This window comes from Maribacter sp. HS, from assembly GCF_048059195.1.
In the GTDB taxonomy this organism is placed as follows: domain Bacteria; phylum Bacteroidota; class Bacteroidia; order Flavobacteriales; family Flavobacteriaceae; genus Maribacter; species Maribacter dokdonensis.
Genome location: NZ_JAYLVV010000006.1, coordinates 1 through 22,333 on the forward strand (window position 1 = coordinate 1; position 22,333 = coordinate 22,333).

Here is a 22,333-nt window from a genome sequence, read left to right on the forward strand (position 1 = left end):
ATTCCGAACAGGGAAGTTAAGACCGTTTGCGCCGATGGTACTGCTATACCAAGTGGGAGAGTAGGTAGCCGCCTTTTTCGAAAGCCCCTTACAGTAATGTAAGGGGCTTTTTTTATACCCTAAAGTCAAAGTGACCGGGGTGATATAAGTATTACTCTATCTTCATACGGACTATTATACTTGCAATTATAAGTAAGTAGTTATACGTGTTCTCTTTGAATGCCTAAGGGCTAGTTCTGTTGTTTCATTTAAGTTTAAAAGATGTAATGAGCCTAATAATGAGTACAGAAAAACATCTATTAGTGATATTATGAGTAATATTTCATGAATTTGGATATTGATAAGTGAAGTATAGCCAAATGGATAAAAAAAATCCGCAACCTTAACAGTTGCGGATTTGTAGTTTATAGGTAGTTAATAATTATACCCTAGGTAAATCACCTTCACCTTTTAATGGTAAAGCAGTTTCTCCCATTAAATATTTATCTACATGATGTGCAGCTTGTCTTCCTTCTGAAATGGCCCAGACAATAAGAGATTGTCCTCTTCTTTGGTCACCAGCTGCAAAAACACCAGGAACATTTGTTTTATAATCATTTTCAGAGGCTTTTATATTGGTTCTTGCATCCATTTCTAAACCTAATTGGTTCGCAACGGTATTTTCAGAACCGGTAAAGCCTAAAGCTAATAATGCCAAATCACATTTCCATTCCTTCTCAGTACCTTCAACTTCTTTTAACTGTGGTCGTTGTCCTGGAGTTTTAATCCATTCTACTTCAGAAGTTATTAAGCCTGTAAGGTTGCCATTTTGATCACCAATAAATTTTTTGGTGGATATACTAAAGAAACGCTCAGCTCCTTCTTTGTGAGAAGAACTAGTTCTTAAACGCATAGGCCAAAACGGCCAAGGCTGACCTTCTGGTCTTTCTGTAGTGGCCATTGGCATGATCTCGAAATTTGATACTGAAATTGCTCCATGTCTAAAAGATGTTCCAATACAATCTGATCCAGTATCACCACCACCAATAACAATTACATTTTTATTGGTTGCTTTTATTTCTTCTCCAAGTTCTTTGATACCATCTACTCTTCTGTTGTTCTGTCCAAGAAAATCCATGGCTTGAACAACCCCTTTTAAGTCAGACCCTTCAATTGGTAAATTTCTTCTGATAGTAGCTCCACCGGTTAAAACAATAGCATCAAAATTTTGTTTTAATTCATCAGCTTTTATATCTACTCCAATATGTACACCGCAATTGAAGTTTATACCTTCAGCTTTCAGAATTTCTAAGCGACGATCTATGACGTTCTTTTCCATCTTAAAATCAGGAATTCCGTAACGCAAAAGTCCTCCTGGTTTTTCATCTCGTTCAAAAACAGTTACATTATGGCCTGCTCTATTCAATTGCTGTGCGGTGGCTAGACCTGCAGGTCCCGATCCAACAATAGCTACTTTTTTGCCGGTTCTGGTAAGTGGCGGTTTAGCAGATATCCAACCTTTCTCAAAGGCAGTTTCTACAATATTTTTTTCAATATTTTCAATACTTACCGGATCTTCATTAATACCCAAAACACATGCCTCTTCGCATGGTGCCGGGCACAATCTACCGGTAAATTCTGGAAAATTATTTGTTGAATGTAATATTGAACTTGCTTTTTCCCATTTACCACGGTATACCGCATCATTAAAATCTGGAATTAAATTACCCAATGGGCAACCACTATGGCAAAAAGGTATGCCACAATCCATACAACGTGCACCTTGATTTTTTAATTCATTTTCTGGTAACGGTACTGTAAATTCCTTGTAATTTTTTAAACGTTCCTCAACCGGTTCGTATGCTTCAATTTTTCTGTCGAATTCCAAAAATCCTGTTGTCTTTCCCATGTTCCGATCTTAAATAGTTTGTAAATTTTCTTTTTCTAATCTAATTAGAGCTTGTCTGTATTCTTCAGGTAATACCTTAACGAATTTTGGTAAGTATGATTCCCAATTTTCAAGAATACGCTGAGCTAAAGGACTTGAGGTCGAATTATAATGGCTTTCGATTAAATCTTTAAGCTGCTTAATGTCTGGTGCTTCTGTAACTTCTAACAGGTTTAAACCTTCTAGACTACAACGTTGTTTAAAAGTTTTATTGTTATCTAAGACATATGCAATACCACCACTCATTCCTGCTCCAAAGTTTCTTCCAACTTCACCAAGAATGACAGCAACACCACCTGTCATATATTCACAACCATGATCTCCTATACCTTCAACAACTGCTTTTGCACCTGAATTACGAACACAGAAACGCTCACCTGCTTTTCCATTAATATATGCTCTACCGGCGGTAGCACCATAAAGTGTTACATTACCGGTAATTACGTTATCTTCTGGTACAATTGTAGACTTTTCAGGTACTTTTATGACTAGTTTAGCACCAGAAAGTCCTTTACCTAGGTAATCATTAGTATTACCATTAACGACCATTGTTAGACCTCTTGTGGCAAATGCACCGAAACTTTGACCTGCTGATCCAGTAAAGTTCAATCGTAATGTATTAATAGGAAGCCCTTCTGCGCCATAAGTTTTAGATATTTCGTTACTTATTATGGCACCTACCGCACGATCCGTATTGCAAATAGGATAGTCTAACGTTAATTTTTCCTTTCTAAATAATGATGGATTCGCTTTTGCAATAATATCAAACTCTATAGATTTATCTATATCGTGTTTTTGCTTTTCAGTATTATAGAACTTAGTTCCTTTTGGAACATCAACTTGGTGAAGTATCGGTGTTAAATCGATACCAGCTGCTTTATAATGGTCAATTGCTTTTTTACGATCTAGTTTCTGTACCTGGCCTACCATTTCGTTAATAGTCTTGAAGCCTAATTGCGCCATTATTTCACGCAATTCTTGTGCAACAAAATACATGTAGTTAACCACATGTTCTGGCTTACCTTTAAACTTCTTTCTAAGTTCAGGGTTTTGGGTTGCAATACCAACTGGACAAGTGTTTAAATGACAAACTCTCATCATTATACATCCTGAGGCTACTAAAGGTGCAGTGGCAAAACCGAATTCTTCAGCACCTAAAAGACAAGCTACGGCAACATCTCTACCAGTTTTTAATTGTCCGTCACATTCAAGAACAATTCTATTTCTTAAATCGTTTAATACAAGGGTTTGTTGGGCTTCGGCTATACCAAGTTCCCATGGTAAACCTGCATGCTTTAATGAAGTTAAAGGAGATGCTCCGGTACCTCCGTCAAAACCGGAAACCAAAACTACATCTGCTTTAGCTTTTGAAACACCTGCTGCAACAGTACCTACACCTACTTCTGAAACAAGCTTTACATTTATTCTTGCTTTTCTATTTGCTGATTTTAAATCATATATAAGTTGTGATAAATCTTCAATAGAGTAGATGTCATGATGTGGCGGTGGTGAAATTAGACCAACATAAGGTGTTGAGTTTCTTGTTTTGGCAATTTCAGGATTTACTTTAGGTCCAGGTAATTGACCACCTTCACCTGGCTTGGCCCCTTGCGCCATTTTAATTTGAATTTCTTTGGCATTGGTCAAGTAATTTGAGGTAACTCCAAATCTACCGGAAGCCACTTGCTTAATAGCACTGTTTCTCCAATCACCTGTTGCATTTTTGTAAAATCTATTTTGATCTTCACCACCTTCTCCAGAATTACTTTTTCCACCAATACGGTTCATTGCAATCGCAAGGTTTTCGTGTGCCTCTTTGCTGATAGATCCGTAAGACATTGCCCCGGTTTTGAACCTTTTGACAATTTCTGTCCAAGGCTCAACTTCTTCTATTGGAATAGGGTCATAGTTAGAGAATTCAAAAAGACCTCTAATGGTCATTAAGTTTTTTGATTGCTCATTAACCATTTTAGAATACTCCTTATACGTATCAGGCTCATTATTACGTACTGATTTTTGAAGCTTGGCAATGGATAGTGGATTGAACATATGCTTTTCTCCATCTCTTCTCCATCTATATTCACCACCAATTTCCAAATCTAAATTGGCATCAATTTGTTTTTTGCTAAAGCTCTTGTGATGACGAAGGGCAATTTCTTTTTCAATTTGATAAAGCCCTATACCTTGAATACGTGTAGGTGTATTTGGGAAATACTTTTCAACTACCTTGGTGTTTATTCCTATACATTCAAATAATTGAGAACCACGGTAAGAGTTAAGGGTAGATATACCAATCTTGTTCATCACCTTTAAAATTCCCTTGCCAATAGCTTTATTGTAATTTTTAATTGCTTCATCAAATGAGAATTCCGTGATGTCATGCTCTTCTATCTGCTCGGCAATAATTTCATTAACCAAGTAGGGATTTATGGCACTTGCGCCAAAACCGAATAATAATGCAAAATGATGTACTTCACGAGGCTCTGCAGATTCAATGATAACACTAAGCTTAGAGCGTTTACCTAATTTTTGTAATCCACTATTTACAAAAGAACAAGCCAATAGGGCGGGTATGGGCGCCATTTCATCATTGACATTTCTATCTGATAGGATAATAATATTAGCACCATCATCTACTGCCGCAGAAGCTTGGTCCAATACTGATTGTAAAGCATCTTCTAGTCCGTTGTGCCCTTTTTGTATAGAATATAAAATAGGTATTGAAACCACTTTATAATCTGGACTGACGTCGTAATTTTTAATTTTATCTAAATCTTCTTTAGATATAACTGGATTCTGAATTTTTAGTTTTCTACAGTGATATTCTGAAAATTCAAATATGTTGTGATCGCTACCTAATGTTAAACTAATATCCGTAATCAACTCTTCACGTATACCATCTAACGGAGGGTTGGTAACTTGAGCGAAAAGCTGCTTGAAATAATTGTAAATTAATTGAGGACGTTGAGATAAAACGGCTATAGGAGTATCTGATCCCATTGAACCTATAGGTTCTTTACCAGACTTTGCCATTGGTAAGATAATGGTGTTGATATCTTCTATGGTATAGCCAAATACAGATTTTCTTTTTTCAAGCGTTTCTTCTCCAATAAATAAAGGACAATCATTATATGGTATATCTTTTAAATGTACCAAATTATCATCCAGCCATTTTTTATAAGGGTATTTTTGTGCGATGTTTTCTTTAATTTCTTCATCATTCACAATTCTTCCCTCTTCCATGTTTACCAAGAACATTTTACCCGGTTGTAACCTTCCATGAAAATCTACATTTTCAGGAGTGATATCTACAACACCGGTTTCAGAAGACATTACTACGTAATCATCTTTAGTTACCGTATATCTAGAAGGTCTTAGACCATTTCTATCCAAAACGGCACCAATGTAGTTACCGTCTGTAAATGGTATTGATGCTGGACCGTCCCAAGGTTCCATCATACAAGAATGATATTCGTAAAATGCCCTTTTAGCTTCTGACATCTCAGGGTTTTTCTCCCAAGCCTCAGGTACTAGAATCATCATGACTTCTGGTAAAGATCTACCGGTCATCAATAATAGCTCAACCACCATATCCATAGTAGCGGAGTCAGATTTTCCTGGTAGAATTATTGGAAGTATGTTTTTGATTTCATCTCCGAACATATCACTTTGTAATAGTTCTTCTCTTGAAAACATACGGGTAACGTTACCTCTTAAGGTGTTTATTTCACCATTGTGGCACATATATCTAAACGGTTGTGCCAAATCCCAAGTAGGGAAAGTGTTTGTGGAAAAACGCTGGTGTACCAAGGCTAATCTAGTTACTACTCTTGAATCCATTAGGTCTGAGTAGTATAGGCTTATATCTAAAGGCATTAAAAGTCCTTTGAATATAATTATCTTAGTGGATAGACTGGGAACATAAAAGAATTTATTCTCAGATAATTTTGAATTGATTATCGTATGCTCAGTAATCTTTCTGGCAATGAAAAGCTTTAAGTTGAAATCAAAATAATCTTGCTCGTTACTTTCTTTTGCAACAAAAATCTGTTTTACAAAAGGTTCTGTTTCAGCAGCTATTCTACCAGGTATTGATCTATTAACGGGAACATCTCTCCATCCTAATAATTTTAAGCCTTGTTTTTTTATGTTTTCTTCAAAAACTGAAATACAAAAATTACGTTGGTTTTCTTTTCTAGGGAAGAAAATATTACCAACTGCATATTCACCTGCTTCTGGAAGATCAAAACTACATACAGCCTGAAAAAAATCATGAGGAATATCAACTAATATTCCTGCTCCATCTCCTGTTTTACCGTCGGCACTAACAGCACCTCTATGCTCTAAACGTTCAAGTATTTCCAACGCTTTATGTATAATGTCGTTGGATTTTTTTCCTTTAAGGCTGCATATAAAACCAGCCCCACAGTTATCATGTTCAAATTCCGGTAAATATAATCCTTGCTTCTTCAGTGTCATAATTTGTGGTATTTCTTCAAAAATATCAATTTAATTGAATTATATTCAACGATTGGAATAAATTCAAATATTAAATTCAACGAAACAAATAAAAGCTTAAAAAATCTATAATTACATATTTTTAAAACCTTCAATTTATCATATTGATAAATTTAAGTTAATAATATGAAAATACAGAGGTGAAGAAGGGGTTAAGTGAGGGTTTGTGCAACTTTCTAACAATTACATCTAACTTTATTGAGAGGGTAACAAAGTGAATGTCTTATTTGTGAAACATCACCCCTCTTTAAAAAGGGGGTGATGTTTAAAAATGTTGTTTTTTATTTTAGAATACTTCTGGAAATTACAATTTTTTGTATTTCAGAAGTTCCTTCGTAAATCTGCGTAATCTTAGCATCTCTCATTAAACGCTCTACATGGTAATCTTTAACAAAACCGTTACCACCGTGAATTTGCACAGCTTCAACTGTAGTTTCCATGGCAACTTTAGAAGCGTATAGCTTTGCCATGGCACCAGACAAATCATAATCCTTTCCATTATCTTTATCTAAAGCGGATTGATAAACCAATAATCTTGCTGCCTGAATTTCGGTATGCATATCTGCTAGTTTAAACGCTATGGCTTGGTGATTGCTTATCTCGGTACCAAATGCTTTACGTTCTTTAGAGTATTTTAAGGCTAGTTCATATGCCCCAGCTGCAATACCAAGCGCTTGGGCGGCAATTCCTATGCGGCCACCTGCAAGGGTTTTCATTGCGAATTTGAAGCCAAAACCATCTTCTCCAATTCTATTTTCTTTGGGCACCTTTACATCGTTAAATATTAAGGAATGTGTATCGCTACCTCTAATGCCTAATTTGTTTTCTTTGGGTCCTATTTCAAAACCAGGGGTGCCTTTTTCTATGATCAAGGCATTTATGCCTCTGTGTTTTTTGTCCTTATCGGTTTGTGCAATAACTAAATAAGTACTGGCAGTATTACCATTTGTAATCCAGTTTTTGGTGCCATTAACAATATAATGGTCTCCCATGTCAATTGCGGTTGTTTTTTGTGAGGTGGCATCGCTACCGGCCTCAGGCTCGGAAAGACAAAAAGCGCCTATTTGTTCTCCTGTGGATAATTTGGTAAGATATTTTTCTTTTTGTTCTTCGGTGCCAAATTTTTCAAGTCCCCAACAAACCAACGAGTTGTTTACTGACATTACTACTGAGGTAGAAGCGTCTATTTTGGAAATTTCTTCCATTGCCAATACGTATGATAAGGTGTCCAGTCCGCTACCACCATATTTAGGGTCTACCATCATACCTAGAAACCCAAGTTCACCTAATTTTTTAATTTCCTCTTTCGGAAATCTTTGAGCATCGTCTCTTTCAATTACCTCTGCTAAAAGTTCAGTTTGTGCGAAATCACGTGCCGCTTGCTGTATAAGTTTTTGTTCTTCATTTAATGAAAAATCCATCTAATATGTATAAAAGTTATCTTCTCAAAGATAAAGATATAGAAGTTAAATATTAAACTTTAGAGATGTGTAATGTTTGATTTTTGAAAACCAAATTGCTAGGTTAGGATTGAAAGATGATATTTAACATTTTGTTAAGCGTTAAAATAGTAATGCCGTACATGCGTATTATTTGATAATAGTTTGATTTAAGTATTTGGATGTCAGATATCTTCGGTATTATTGTGAAATCATTAGGAATTCACAGACTATTTTGAATATATTTGGATGATTTATTTTTTTGTATTTAGAACCTATATTTGACACCTTATCAATAGATATTAAAAAAACCAACGAACATGGAAACCATAATTATTATTGTTTTTTTGGCAGGATATCTTGCCATCACATTAGAGCACAATCTTAAAATAGATAAACTTATTCCTGCATTGGCCATGATGGCTATTCTGTGGGCTTTGATAGCACTTGGAATTGATGGCTATGAAAACTGGTTCGATTCTGTTAAGCAAGGTTTGGTTTCTGGTTTCTCTGATTTAGGGCATTTGGATAAAATGCATATCATGGAAGAATCTCTTTTGCATCACCTTGGAAAGACTGCAGAGATTCTGTTCTTCTTGTTAGGGGCAATGACCATTGTTGAAATCATTGATTATTTTGATGGTTTTGCTACTATTAAAGGATTTATAAAAACTAAAAAGAAAAGTAAGCTATTGTGGTTGTTCTCAATATTGGCATTTATTTTATCTGCTATTATAGATAACCTTACCGCAACTATTGTTTTGATCACAATTTTGCAAAAAGTAATAAAGGATCGCGAAACAAAATTATGGTTTGCGGGTATGATCGTGATTACTGCTAATGCCGGTGGTGCCTGGTCTCCTATTGGAGATGTTACAACGACCATGTTGTGGATCGCAAACAAGGTAAGTGCAGGTCAATTGGTAATACATGTATTATTGCCTTCATTGGTGTGTATGCTAGTTCCTGTTCTAATAGCTGGAAGATTTAAGATTTTTAAAGGTTTAATAGATGGTGATCTAGATGGTGAGATTTCAAAATCTAAATATGGAGGTACAATGTTGTACTTAGGTTTAGGTGCCATTTTGTTCGTTCCAATATTTAAGACAGTAACACACCTTCCTCCTTACGTTGGTATGATGTTGTCTTTGGCGGTTGTGGCAACTTTTGCTGAGATTTACAGTAACAAAAAATTCAACATTTCTAGTGTTGAAGGAGAAGATGACGATAATGCAGGGCACCATAGTCCTGTTCACCATTCACTATCCAAAATAGAATTGCCTAGTATATTATTCTTCCTGGGTATACTATTGGCAGTAGCGGCAATGGAATCTTTAGGGATTTTATTTAATGCTGCAGGTGCATTAAACGAGGCAATTCCTAATACTGATATCGTAGTTATGTTATTTGGTGTAGGTTCTGCGGTAATTGACAATGTTCCCTTAGTTGCTGCAAGTATGGGTATGTTCAGTGAACCGTTAGATAGTCCGTTATGGCATTTTATAGCTTATTCGGCCGGTACAGGTGGAAGTATGTTGATTATTGGTTCTGCGGCAGGTGTTGTAGCTATGGGTATGGAAAAGATTGATTTTTTCTGGTATCTGAAAAAAATTGCCTGGTTGGCTTTAATCGGTTTTGTTAGTGGTGCGATCGTATTTATATTATTGAGAGATTTTGTTCTACACGGATAATTTAATTCGCAATTCATCGTTATAAAGGCAAATTCAATATATAAAGAATACTATGTTATTATTTCAGGATTTGGCTCAAGATGCGAGCGAAGAATTATTATCTGAAGAGAAAACTCTATCGGTTATCGATTTAATATTTAACGGAGGAACGGGAAGTGTAATAATAATTACCGTTTTGTTCATAATGTTAGGGGTGGCTCTGTATATCTATTTTGAACGTTTACTTGCAGTAAATGCGGCTTCAAAAATAGATAAGAATTTCATGAATCAAATTCGTGATTACGTTACTTCAGGTAAATTAGATGCAGCTAAAATTTTATGTGCACAGACAGATTCGCCTGTGGCAAGGTTAACTGAAAAAGGTGTTTCCCGTATTGGCAAGCCATTAGATGATATCAATACTGCTATAGAAAATGCCGGTACCTTAGAGGTGTATAAATTAGAAAAGAACGTAAGTATATTGGCTACTGTTGCTGGTGCGGCTCCCATGATCGGATTTTTGGGTACCGTTATTGGTATGATTCTTGCTTTTCATGAGATGGCAAGTAGTGGTGGTCAAGCGGAGATGGGTTCATTGGCGTCTGGTATTTATACAGCGATGACAACAACCGTAGCTGGATTAATTGTCGGTATTATAGCCTATGTTGGTTATAACCATTTGGTGAATAGAACCGATAAAGTGGTGCATAAAATGGAAGCTAATGCTGTAGAATTTTTAGACTTATTAAACGAACCTCTTTAATTTTTTATTATGAAATTAAAAGGAAGAAATAAGGTCAGTCCAGACTTTAGCATGTCTTCAATGACAGATATTGTATTCTTGTTATTGGTGTTTTTTATGCTAACGGCGAATTCTCCTAATGCCTTAGACTTATTATTGCCTAAAGCAAAAGGGAAGTCCACCAATACGCAAAATGTTTCTGTAAGCATAGACAAGAATCTTCAATATTTTGTTAATGACGAAAGAATTAATGGAGAATATATTGAGATAGAATTGAAGAAGGCGCTTGCAGGGCAGGATAGCCCTACAATTATACTTAGAGCCGAGGAAAGCGTAGCAATTAAAGAGGCGGTAAACGTAATGGATATTGCCAATAGAAATAATTACAAGGTAATTTTGGCGGTTCGCCCAAATTAAATGGCATTTTTAGATACTAAACATAAAAAGAAATCACTGACACTTACAACGTTGTTGCTAAGTGCATTATTATTGGTTTTATTTTATATAGGTCTAACATATATGGACCCACCTGAGGAAAACGGAATATCTGTCAACTTTGGTACTACTCAGTTTGGTAGCGGAAGAATTCAGCCTAAGGAAAAAATTCAATCTGAACCTGTGGACACTCCTCCTGTAGAGCCTACAAAGCAAGAGGTTGCAGAGGCAATTGAGAATTCTGTTGAAGAAGTGGAAGAAGTTTCGGCGGAGAAAGAGTCGCCTGCAGAAAAGTTGTTAACACAGGAAAATGAGGAAGCTGTTAAAATAAATCAAGCCAAAGAAGCCAAAAGAAAGGCGGATGAAGCCGCGGCTGACGCTAAACGAAAAGCAGAAGCGGCAGAGAATAAGAAAAAAGCGGAGGCTGCCAGAATTGCTCAGCAGAAGAAAGAAGCTGATGAGCGCGTACGGAAAGAGCAGGAGGCAAAGAAAAAAGCATTGGACGAGATGATGGGTGGTCTTAATAAGTCTGATGGAACGGCTACTGGAAGTGAGGGAGATGATGATAGGGCTGGTGATAAAGGTCAACCGGACGGAGATCCCTACGCAACTAGCTATTATGGAGGTCCGGGCAGTGGAAGCGGAACAGGTGGATATGGACTAAATGGTAGGTCTTTAGTGAATAAAGGAAAAGTTGCACAAGAATGTAACCAATCTGGTAGAGTTGTGGTGAGAATTACTGTAGATCGCAATGGCAAAGTTATCAGTGCTGAGCCAGGAGTAAAGGGTACGACCAATAATGATCCATGTTTGCTGGAACCAGCTAGAAAAACCGCTTTTATGCACAAGTGGAACTTAGATAGTAATGCACCTAGTAAACAAACTGGTTTTGTTGTAGTTAATTTCAAGCTGGGAGAGTGACCTATAAAGAGACTTTGGATTGGATGTTTGCTCAACTTCCAATGTATCAGAATAAGGGTAAAGTAGCCTTTAATTCAAAACTAGATGGTATAACCTTGTTTGCGTCCCATTTAGGAAATCCTCATACTAATTTTAAAAGTATTCATGTAGCAGGTACTAACGGTAAAGGTTCCAGTAGTCACTTATTGGCTTCGGTTTTGCAGGAGGCAGGCTATAAGGTAGGGTTGTATACTTCACCTCATTTAAAAGATTTTAGAGAACGTATTCGAATCAACGGTAAAAAAATCAATAAAGATTGGGTAGTTGATTTCATTGAGAACAATTCTTCTTTTTTTGAACAGCGTAAACTTTCATTCTTTGAAATGACCGTTGGTATGGCATTCTCATATTTTGATAAGGAAAGTGTGGATATTGCCATTATTGAAGTTGGCTTAGGAGGGCGTTTGGATTCTACTAATATAATTCATCCAGAAGTAAGTTTAATTACAAATATAGGTCTGGATCATACCGATATTCTTGGTGATACTATACCTGAAATAGCTAGAGAAAAAGCAGGAATTATAAAACCCAATACTCCTGTTGTAATTAGTGAGTTTAATGAGGAAACCGTTCCAATTTTCAAGGAAGTAGCGAATAAAATGAATTCTAAGATTTTATTTGCAGATAGTGGTAATTACAATAGGGATTACGAAATAGGTCTTCTAGGGTCTTATCAGAAACGAAATATTAAAGGTGTTTTGGGAACATTGAACCTGTTAAAAGGTTTTGAGATTCGTGAAGAGGATAAAGTTCATGGTTTCAAGAATGTGGTCAAAAATACGGGCTTAATGGGACGCTGGCAGAAAATTGGTGATCAACCTACTATTATTTGTGATACTGCTCATAATAAAGATGGACTATCTTATGTATTGAAACAATTAAAAAATCAAGAGTTTGATACCCTTCATATTGTTATTGGTGTAGTAAAGGATAAGAATATTGCTGATATTTTACCTTTATTTCCTAAAAATGCGGTCTATTATTTCTGCAAACCAAAAATTTTTAGGGGGTTGGATGAAAATATTTTGGCGAGGCAATTTTATGACCTGAATTTTAAAGGTGATGCATATAAGTCTGTAAATAAGGCATTTAAAACAGCGCAAAAACAGGCCAAAAAATCTGATTTAATTTATGTGGGCGGTAGTAACTTTGTTGTAGCAGAAGTTCTTTAATTTTTTATTGATTTTTCTTTTGAGAATTGTAAAAGTATTATATATTTGCACACCCTTAACAAGGGCTCTTAGCTCAGTTGGTTCAGAGCACCTGCCTTACAAGCAGGGGGTCACTGGTTCGAATCCAGTAGGGCCCACATAGTAAAAGGCTTTCATGAAAATGAAAGCCTTTTTTCGTTTTTAATATTTAAGTCTTCAATCCATTAGTTATACAGAAAAAATGAAGTACACTAATGAGGTGGGCTTAGCGATTTTCTAAATAGTTTCCACCCTCTATCGTTTTTACATAATCATCATTTTAATTCTTTTAATCAGAACGTACTATTAAGAAGGTATTTTACATTCATACTTGTCAATTTGTTATTTTGGAGCTTTATAAATATGAATATTTGAACAGATAAATGTTAAATTTTTTAAATATTGAAATTCATTCCCTTTTTTATCTTAATAACAATGTTATATAAATTAAAAAATGTTCAACAAGTACTTTAATTGCCCATAAAGACTACTGTTTTAGGGCTAATGTCATTTTGATAAAGATTCTTAATTATTTTATTGATTACGTAATTTATTAATGAAAATTAGTAATTAGTGGCAAAAAAAAGGTCGATAAATTTTCAAAGTAATTTTTTTTAACAAGATAATAACATATATTTGGTAAACCAGTTTGACGAACCAATTTGGTAAACCAATTAAATGAAAACTAATAATCATCTTATTAATTAAAAAAAAAGTGAAATGAGACTATAGAAAAAAGCATAAAAAAAGGACGGGTGCTCGCCCATCCTTTTTATGAAAAAAATTACTCCAAATCGATAGGGAAGTAACAAACATGTAAGTATTGCTATTTACACATTTTATGTAAAAATAAGAATTATCCTTGATTCTTATGTGAAATGTGTGTTATAGTAAATTAATGATTATGATGCGGTGGCTAATATCGCATTTTAAGTAGATCAAAAAGAGGGCTTGGCCCAATTCAATAGAACTAACTTAATATAACACAAATGAATTTTAAATTAAAAGTTTTTATGGTTGCAATGTTGCTGGTCAACATTCAATTGTTTGCACAGGACTCCTATAGTTTATCTGGTACTGTGACAGATGCTAACAATGTACCGATTCCAGGTGCTAATATTGTTGTGGCAAATACAACTAGAGGTACCCAAAGTGATTTTGACGGTAATTTTACCATACAGGTTACAAGTGGTGATTTATTGCAATTCTCTTATATAGGGTATGCTACGCAAACAGTAGCAATTGTCTCTCAAAAAACAGTAAATGTAACCCTTCAGGAAGATGCTAGTCAGTTAGATGAAGTTGTCGTTGTTGGTTACGGTACGCAAAAGAAATCAACATTAACAGGTTCAATTTCTAAAGTAACTAATGAGACCTTAGACCAAATTGCGGTTTCAAGGGTGGATGATGCCTTGATCGGACAAGTTTCCGGTGTTAATATTCAGGCCACTAATGCTGAGGCCGGTGGTGCACCTACCATTACTATTAGGGGTGTGGGGTCTGTAACTGCGGATTCTGGACCGGCATTAGTTGTTGATGGTATTGTAGTAAGTTCGGAGTTTCTTGCTAACATAGATATGAATGATGTTGAGTCTTTTGAGGTGCTTAAAGATGCTGCTTCAGCTGCAATTTATGGTAGTGAAGGTTCTAACGGTGTAATTTTGATTACTACAAAAAGCGGTAAGGCTGGTAAAACAAAGTTTAGCTATCAAACCTATACGGGTTTCAAAGATGCACATGGTAGTGATGACTACAAAAAGAGTGTTGCTGAATGGGCTAAGATAGAACAAGCTGCTACCGGAACACTATCTGGTGAAACTTTATACGCACAATTGTTAGTGGCTACAACTGGTGTAGATAGAGATTGGCAAGATGTGTTTTTCGACGGTGGAACTGTTACTAGTCATTCTTTTTCTGCACGTGGTGGTACTGAAGATACTAAGTTTAGTGCATCATTAAGAGCATTGCATGATGAAGGTGTTGTAATTACTGATGATTATAAATTATATACAGGAAATATAAAGTTAGATACAAAATTAGGTGAAAAGGTAAAGTTTGGGTTAAGAGCTACACCTTCATATACTTCGCAAAGAAGGTTGCCAACTTCAATTCATAATCCAACAAGACAATCTCCATGGTTGCCTATATATCATACTGATGAAACATTGCAATTTATTAACAGGGATGTTTACCCAGATGTAGGAGTCGGCGATTATTTTTATGAAAATCACTTGGTAAATTTAGATTTGGACAATGATGGTAATACAGAACGTCCACGTACTTCTGGTGATTCTAACCCATTTGCACAATATGTGGAAAGAGAGCATTATGAATTTAATACTAAATTATTTGGGTCTACATATGTTAGTTACGAATTATTAGACGGTTTAACCGCTAAAACTTCTTTAGGTGTTACTTTAGAGAATAGAAAACGTACAAGATATGATGGTACATTGCACCATGCTTCTGGTAATAGTAGAGCGGCATATTATTTGGCTAATAGATCTAGAACAAGGTTAATTAATGATAACACTTTAAATTATTCTACAAACTTTGGCGGTGATCATGATTTAAACTTGTTGGCGGGTATGACCATTCAACAAAGAAAATCAGAAGAAAGTATAATGACCGGAGGTGGATTTTCTAATGATTTGTTGAAAAATTTCCAAGGCGCTACTTTAATTGATAACCCTACTGAAATTAATACAGAGCTTAAAAAAGTAGGTTATTTTGCTAGAGTTAATTATGCGTATAAAGATAAGTATTTGGTTAATGCGTCTTTTAGACGAGATGGTAGTTCTGTATTTGGTGTAGATTCTAAATACGGTAATTTCCCAGCCGTGTCTTTGGGATGGAACGTTGCTAAAGAAAACTTCTTATTGAACAGTGATATAGTCAATAACTTAAAGTTTAGAGCTAGTTATGGTTTAACAGGAGCTGAAAATTTCAATGTTGGTGATGATAATGTAAACCTTTATCCTTATTTAGCATTACTTCAAAATTCTAATGCGATTACAGATGGTAGTATAACTCCTGGTGTATCGCCAAGAAACATTGCCAATGCCTTATTGCAATGGGAAGCTTCAGAAGAAATGACTTTTGGTGTTGATTTCGGATTCCTAAATAATAGAATATCTGGTTCTGTAGATTACTACAAGAGAACAAGTGATGAACTATTATTGGAAAACCCTGTTTCTTACATTACTGGTTTTACAAGTGGTATAGTAAACTTAGGAGAGGTTGAAAATAAAGGTGTTGAAGTTGAAATAAGAACCAAGAATATTGTTGGAGAGAAATTTAGATGGAACTCTACATTGATTGCTTCTACTAACCAAAACGAATTGTTGAGTTTTGGAGATTCTAACAATGCTTTAATAGAAGATGATTATGGTAGAAACTCTCAATGGATAAACAGAATTGGCGAGCCAATATCATCTTTTTGGGGGTATGTTGTTGATACGGATTTATACGATGATACACAGTTTAGAACTACCTATGTAGATAATCCTTGGAATAGAATTAACGGTCAGGCAGATGATACGATCGTTAAGGATTTAAATGGTGACGGTATCATTACAGAAGAAGATAAAACCATTTTAGGTGATCCATACCCAGATTTAGTGTACAGTTTTACTAATGAGTTTCAGATGGGGAATTTTGACTTCTCATTCATGGTACAAGGTAGCTTAGGTGCTCAAGTGAATAATATTGGTGATCAATATTTCTATAACTGGTTTGGTAATAGAACACGTAGTGGAGGAGAGGCACAAGCAGTTGCTGACGGTTTAGTACCACATACATCTTTTATTCAAGAAAAGGTATTGACCAGTGAAGTTATAGCAAATGCAGATTATTTTTCTTTAAGAAATATAAATCTTGGATACAATTTCCCTGATGATGTAACATCTAAAATTGGTATTGGAGGTCTAAGAGTTTATGCAACTGCTCAGAATTTAGTGTATATCACTGCAGATGACTATCATGGTTTTAACCCTGAGCATGTAGATGGTTCTAACCCAAGGGCTTATGGTTCTCAAAGAGCTGGTACGCCAATATTTAGAACATTGACATTGGGTCTTAACATTGATTTTTAATTTTTAAAAGATACTTATTATGAAACATATAAAATATATAGTCTTTATGATCACAGGGGTGATATTCCATTCCTGTAGTGATGATTTTTTGAACCCTTTGCCAGAAACGGCAGTTGCGGTTGAGTCATTCTTTCAATCAGATGCAGATGTTTTAGCCGGTGTAATAGGCATTTATGATGCATTACAAGGTGTAAATGAAAATACGACCACAAATATTGGAGATGCCAATAGAGGGGTTCAGTTTGAGCACTTATTAACAGAGCATAGAACTGATAACACTCGTAACGCCACATTAGAAGGGTCTAAATCAGATTTTCACAGATATGTGGTAAATGCCAATAACGTAGAATCTGAAGATTACTATCAATCTATGTATGAAGTGATATTTAGAGCAAATAACATATTAGGCTTTATAGAAGTTGCAGATGTAGAAAATCAAGCCAAGTATGCTGCCGAGGCAAAATTTTTAAGAGCTTATGCATATTTTAACTTGGTTAGGTTGTATAGCGACGTTCCTTTGGTAACAGAAGTTGTTGGTCCAACTGATAATGAAGCTTTGTTTACCCGTATTCCTGAAGCACAGATCTATGCTCAAATAGTTGAGGATTTACAGGAGGCTGTGAACGTTTTGGATAATTCAGCTAAGGCAAGAGCTTCTAAAGCGGCGGCGCAAGGCATTTTGGCTAAAGTATATATGACTCAGCCAAACAAAAATTATTCTGGTGCTAGTCAACTTTGTGAAGCAATAATAAATAGTGGTAATTTTTCTTTGGAAAGTAATTATTCAGATGTTTTTTATGACGAGTTGAACGATGAAATTATTTTTGCGGTACAATATGTAGCTGGTAACAGTGCAGAGAGTCAAAGTTTTTCTTCAGAATTCACTTCAACTTTCCGTCAAGGAAGAGAAGATGGGCAGAATATTGTGAATGATAATTTAGTAGCCGATTTCGTTGCCTATGGAGGTAACAGAACAGAGGTTTCTTATGTAACATTCAATACAACTTCAGAAGTTGCAAAATTTCTACCTGAAGGTACAGATCTTAGTGTAACACCGCCAGATTATGGTTTAAGTGCAAGAGATGCAGGTAACGATTATATAGCATTGAGATATGCTGATGTATTATTAATGCATGTAGAAGCGGCAATAGGTGATGGTACTAGTACAACTGATATTGGCGCTTTGGAATCTTTTCAAAAAATCAGGGATAGGGCTTTTCCTGATACAGCTCCAAACACTGTTTCAAGTGTTTCAAAAACAGAACTTTTAAGAGAAAGACGTGTTGAATTGGCATTTGAAAACCAACGTTGGTTCGATTTACTTAGGTTCGGTGTAGCTGATCAAGTATTGAGTGCACATGCTGAGGAAATGGGATACGTTTTTTCTTCTAGAGCCTTATTGCTGCCAATTCCTGCAAGGGAAATAAATATTAGTGGTGGTTTATTAACACAAAATCCAGGATATTAATATAAAAACTATGAGACAGAAAGTAAATATATTTAGTAAGACAAAACTATTGCTTATGGCTATAGTTTCGGCTGGCATGGTTGCTAGTTGTGTAAATGATGAACTTTTTAGGGATGATTTACCAGATACTAATTCAAAGGTAGACACGGTATTTCCAGCGGCTAATTTTTCTTATGCAGCTTCCTCAGATGATTTTAGGGTCATCAATTTTACCAACCTAGCTACAGAAGCTACTGTTTTTGAATGGGATTTTGGTAATGGAAACACTTCAACGGAGCAGGATCCAACATTTACTTTTGACGGTGAAGGTACATATCCTGTAACGTTAACCGCAATAGACGGTAATGGTGTTACTGGTTCTACCACTATAGAGGTAATGGTTGTAGAAGGACCATTTCAACCTATTATTCTTGAAGCTGGCTTTGAAGATGATACCTTGCCAGAAGGTGGGGGAGACGGTCGAGATTCTTGGAGAAATAGTGATTTGGGTGGTGTAATACAAATTACAGGTAGTCCGGTTACTTTTGGAGATCAAGGAGCAAAATTACCGGTACCGGCAGGTGATCGTGTAGGTTATCAGGAAATTACTGTAGAGTCAGATACTAATTATGATTTAAGTTTTTGGTATACTATGTTAAGTGGATCTTCTGATCCTTCATTAACTGTTGCTGTATTGGGTGTTACGGAGAATGGACCTTTTGCAAATAAAGAAGAGGCAAATGATGCAATTATAGCATCTGTAACCGTAACGGACGATTCTGAACCAGATGTTTATGTACAGCAAAAACTTTCGTTCAACTCAGGTATAAATAATACTGTTGCAATTTACTTTACAAACGGAGAGGTTGAGGCTAGACTTGATGATTTTACAATAGAAGTTGGAATACCAGGAGCTGTACCGCCATCGGCAGGATTTGATATAGCACAGAGCGAAACAAATTTCTTGGAGTATACTTTTACGAACTCTTCTGTTAATGCTTCTACTTACGAGTGGGATTTTGGAGATGGTAATACTTCAACAGATGAGTCTCCAACACATGTATATGAAACTGCTGCAGATTATATTGTGACATTAAATGCTACCAATGATTCTGGTTTATCAACGGAGTTGACTAAAAACATTACCATTTTGGCACCGGTATCAGCAGCCTTTTCTTTCGAAGTAGATGCAGATGATTATAGAACATATTCGTTTACCGATGAATCTGTGGATGCGGTAATGCTTTTATGGGAGTTTGGAGATGGTTACCAATTTACGGGTATGAATCCTACTCACACTTATGAAGAAGATGGTATATATGTAGTTACTTTAACAGCATATAGTCAAACAGGAAATACTTCCGAAGCAACGGAACAGATTACGATAGCAGATGGTTTTATTGTTGAGGTTGTAAACGGTGATTTCTCTGATGGTTCTTCTAGTTGGAAGCCATCTAGTTTTGATGGCAGTAATTCAAATGCCTTTAATACAAGTTCAGACGGAGATTCATTTGACTATACGGGAGCGGATACAGGTTCTAAAACACCTGGTGCAAAGTATACAAGTAGTACTACAATGGTAGGTCCACTTGAAAGTTTGTCAAGAACATCTTCTTCTAGAGCTGCATATCAAGAAATTACCGTAGAACCTAATAAAGAATATACGATAGAGTTTAGCGCAGCTATTACAAATAGTGGTGACGCAGTTTATGTAGAGATATTAGATGGTTGGTTCGATGGCGATGGCGCTGCTGCCTTTGCTAGTTCAACAGGAGCGGGTCCTTTAGGAAGAGCTGTAGTTGATGTTGCTAACGGTAAGGGTAACTTTACAATGGGTACCGATACATTTACTTCTAATGCAAGTGGACAGGTGACTATTTGGATGTATTCTTTGACCACTGCAGATGCATGGGTTGATAATATTAAGGTTTATGAAACACCATAATTTATTTGATTCTAATGTATAGGATATCACATCTTTTGATATTATCATTAATGTTTCTCTCTGTAGAGGCTACCTCCCAAACTATGGGGGGTGACCTCACAGAGTCAGAAACAAAAACGGAGAAACGTAGTAAAAAAAAGAAAAGGAAAAAAACCAAACTTCCAGACATAGATTTATCACATTGGAAGGTTACAATTCCAGAGGGTTCTGGCAAGGGAGGTGCTATTAGTGTTGAACCTCCAGAAATTCTGGACTATGCAAATAATGATATATTAAAACCATATATGTTTAATGATTCCACTAAAGGGGCGTTAACATTTTATGCATATCCTACTTCGGCTACTACGGCAAACACCAAGTATTCTAGGTCAGAACTTAGAGAACAAATGGTGCCCGGTGATGACAATGTAAACTGGACGTTTAAACAAGGTGGAAGCTTAAAGGCAAAACTTTCGGTCGATGAAGTGTCAAGAGATAAAAATGGAAAGTACCACAAGGTTATTATTTTACAGATTCATGGCAGGTTAACCAATGAGCAAAAAGAACTAATAGGGCAAAGAGATAATAATGCCCCACCAGTTTTGAAAATTTACTGGCAGAACGGCAAAATAAGGGTAAAGACGAAAAAGCTAAAATTTGCTGATGTTAATTCAGTTGGAATATTACATGAAGAAGCTTGGACAGATGATGAAGGATTTAATTTTGAACAAGAGGTAGGCTTTGGGAAGTTTCAAATTGAAGTAAAAGTAACAGATGGTAAAATGGTAGTTTCATTGAATAATACTGAGTTTGCTGTTTATGATGATTTTAATATGAAGCGTTGGGGAGTATTTGAGAACTATTTTAAAGCAGGTAATTACTTTCAAAGTAGAGATGAAGGTTCTTTTGCTAAAGTTAGCTTCTATGATTTAGAAGTAAACCATTAATATGTATAGATGAAATTAAGGAATAGTCTAGTGATTACGAAGCATTTTGCAATTAGCTGTCTTTTCATGTCTTGGTTGTCACTTTGTTTTTTGAGTTGTGATAGTTCTTCAGATGAAATGGAAAATGAAGTAGAGCAAGAGGCGCTTAAAGAGGAAGAGGTCATTGAGGAGGAACAAGTAGTTGAAGAAGAAATAGAGGAAGAGAAAATAGAAGGAGTGGACTATTTTTTGCCTAATATCGATTTGGGAAATTGGAAGGTGACATTGCCTATTGGTAGTCCAGATGAGGTAAATCCACCAGAAATAATAGATTATGCTACTGATGAAAGGTTATTGCCGTTCATGTATAATGATTCAATAGATGGCGCTTTGGTTTTTTATACATCACCTGGATCATCAACAGCAAACTCTTCTTATTCAAGAACGGAGTTGAGAGAGCAAATAGTTCCGGGTAGTAATAGTACAAATTGGACTTTTGCCCAGGGCGGACGTATGAAAGGTACATTGTCTGTGCCTGAAATATCTGTAGATGATGGCGGAGATTTTCATAGAACATTGGTTATGCAAATTCATGGTAGATTAACTAATGAACAAAGAGATTTAATAGGTGAGAATGATAATAATGCACCGCCGATGTTGAAGATATATTGGCAGAAAGAAAGGGTTAGGGTGCTTACTAAAAAGCTGAAGAATATTAATGCCACTGACGAGGAAATACTACATACTGATGCTTGGGAGGATAATGAAAGTCATACATTTTCAGAAGTTGTAGGTAATGATAAGTTTACTTTAGAAATTGTAGTTTCAGAAGGAAGAATGGAAATTATATTGAATGATTCTGAATCTGTTGTCTATAACGACATTCATATTGAAAAATGGGGTGTTTTTGAAAACTATTTTAAAGCTGGTAATTATTTACAGACCATAGAAAACAATGCATTTGCGTACGTAAAATATTATGAATTAGAGGTTACACATTAATTTTAAAAGAATAATATACCTAGTATAACAAAGAAAGTTGTTTGAGTTAGATTTGTTGA

Annotated in this window: 13 protein-coding genes and 1 tRNA gene; 11 read left to right on the forward strand and 3 right to left on the reverse strand. The window is 35.7% G+C overall.

The features are described from left to right. Positions 1–421: 421 nt before the first annotated feature. The 3 genes from VBZ51_RS14930 to VBZ51_RS14940 form a co-directional block, all read right to left on the reverse strand. Positions 422–1,888, reverse strand: coding sequence for a glutamate synthase subunit beta (locus VBZ51_RS14930; RefSeq protein WP_416577455.1), 1,467 nt, complete (start codon positions 1,886–1,888; stop codon positions 422–424). Between the two features lie 9 nt (positions 1,889–1,897). Beyond that, the gene (gene gltB / locus VBZ51_RS14935) at positions 1,898–6,406 is read right to left on the reverse strand and encodes a glutamate synthase large subunit (protein ID WP_340158373.1); all 4,509 of its coding nucleotides are present in this window, start codon (positions 6,404–6,406) and stop codon (positions 1,898–1,900) included. 320 nt (positions 6,407–6,726) lie between these two features. Next, a complete protein-coding gene (locus tag VBZ51_RS14940) occupies positions 6,727–7,866 on the reverse strand; it encodes an acyl-CoA dehydrogenase (protein WP_058105258.1) in 1,140 nt (379 codons plus the stop codon). A 338-nt stretch (positions 7,867–8,204) separates the two neighbouring features. Between VBZ51_RS14940 and nhaD the strand changes: the two genes are divergently transcribed. From nhaD to VBZ51_RS14995, 11 genes are all read left to right on the forward strand, one after another. Next, on the forward strand, positions 8,205–9,575 hold the full coding sequence (gene nhaD, locus VBZ51_RS14945) for a sodium:proton antiporter NhaD (RefSeq protein ID WP_416577456.1): 1,371 nt from the start codon (positions 8,205–8,207) through the stop codon (positions 9,573–9,575). A 52-nt stretch (positions 9,576–9,627) separates the two neighbouring features. Next, positions 9,628–10,317: a MotA/TolQ/ExbB proton channel family protein gene (locus VBZ51_RS14950; RefSeq protein WP_058105260.1), complete on the forward strand. Its 690-nt coding sequence runs from the start codon at positions 9,628–9,630 to the stop codon at positions 10,315–10,317. Positions 10,318–10,326: 9 nt separating this feature from the next. After that, the gene (locus VBZ51_RS14955; RefSeq protein WP_027068115.1) at positions 10,327–10,713 is read left to right on the forward strand and encodes an ExbD/TolR family protein; all 387 of its coding nucleotides are present in this window, start codon (positions 10,327–10,329) and stop codon (positions 10,711–10,713) included. Continuing rightward, entirely contained in the window at positions 10,714–11,652 is a 939-nt protein-coding gene (locus tag VBZ51_RS14960) for an energy transducer TonB (RefSeq protein WP_416577457.1), read from the forward strand. Beyond that, the gene (locus VBZ51_RS14965; protein ID WP_416577458.1) at positions 11,649–12,863 is read left to right on the forward strand and encodes a bifunctional folylpolyglutamate synthase/dihydrofolate synthase; all 1,215 of its coding nucleotides are present in this window, start codon (positions 11,649–11,651) and stop codon (positions 12,861–12,863) included. Before VBZ51_RS14960 ends, VBZ51_RS14965 begins: the two co-directional genes overlap by 4 nt. A 62-nt stretch (positions 12,864–12,925) precedes the next feature. Continuing rightward, positions 12,926–13,000, forward strand: a tRNA-Val gene (locus tag VBZ51_RS14970). 870 nt (positions 13,001–13,870) lie between these two features. Continuing rightward, positions 13,871–16,975 carry a SusC/RagA family TonB-linked outer membrane protein gene (locus VBZ51_RS14975; RefSeq protein WP_416577459.1) on the forward strand — a complete coding sequence of 1,035 codons (3,105 nt, stop codon included), beginning with the start codon at positions 13,871–13,873 and terminating at the stop codon, positions 16,973–16,975. Positions 16,976–16,994: 19 nt separating this feature from the next. Next, complete coding sequence (locus tag VBZ51_RS14980; RefSeq protein WP_071340228.1) at positions 16,995–18,443, forward strand: RagB/SusD family nutrient uptake outer membrane protein; 1,449 nt, start codon at positions 16,995–16,997, stop codon at positions 18,441–18,443. 55 nt (positions 18,444–18,498) lie between these two features. Continuing rightward, the gene (locus VBZ51_RS14985) at positions 18,499–20,367 is read left to right on the forward strand and encodes a PKD domain-containing protein (protein WP_416577460.1); all 1,869 of its coding nucleotides are present in this window, start codon (positions 18,499–18,501) and stop codon (positions 20,365–20,367) included. Positions 20,368–20,417: 50 nt separating this feature from the next. Further along, positions 20,418–21,293, forward strand: a complete 876-nt coding sequence (locus tag VBZ51_RS14990) for a polysaccharide lyase family 7 protein (protein WP_416577461.1) — start codon at positions 20,418–20,420, stop codon at positions 21,291–21,293. 9 nt (positions 21,294–21,302) lie between these two features. Further along, positions 21,303–22,274 (forward strand): polysaccharide lyase family 7 protein, encoded by a 972-nt coding sequence (locus VBZ51_RS14995; protein WP_416577462.1) that lies wholly within the window; start codon positions 21,303–21,305, stop codon positions 22,272–22,274. Positions 22,275–22,333 lie beyond the last annotated feature (59 nt).